Annotated in this window: 1 protein-coding gene; it reads right to left on the bottom strand. The window is 45.2% G+C overall.

Features of this window, described 5'->3' with window-relative positions; translation table 11 throughout:
* Window positions 1–429: IS3 family transposase (locus EI164_RS16740; protein ID WP_192521078.1), on the bottom strand; the 429-nt coding region annotated here is incomplete at both ends.

The raw sequence follows: 429 nt of genomic DNA, 5'->3' as shown, positions 1-429 counted from the left end.
CCTTTGCCGCTCATTGAGCCTATAAATTGATGCTGCTTAATGGTCTTGTGGTAGGCATGGCTGCAATACTGGCTGCCTCTGTCTGAATGAACGATTAGCCCTTTGCTTGGACATTTATTCTTGATGGCCATATTTAGTGCTTTGCAAACTAAATCTGCGGTCATACGCTTGTTAATAGCGTAACCGACAAGCTCTTTGGTGTATAAGTCTTTGACCCCTGCTAAGTACAGCCAACCCTCATTCGTCCAGATATAGGTGATGTCGCTGACCCACGACTCGTTAGGGCGCTTAGCATCAAACTTCTGATCCAGTACGTTTGGATAGACCAGCTTGTTGTGATTGGAGTCGGTGGTGACTTTAAAGCGCTTATGACGACGACATTTAATGCCGTGTTGCTCTTTGATGCTTCTTACCATATACAGGCTAATG

This window comes from Psychrobacter sp. FME13 (genome assembly GCF_014861395.1).
Lineage (GTDB): Bacteria > Pseudomonadota > Gammaproteobacteria > Pseudomonadales > Moraxellaceae > Psychrobacter.
Note: the sequence above shows the minus strand (reverse complement) of the source record. Positions and strands in the feature narration are given on the sequence as shown.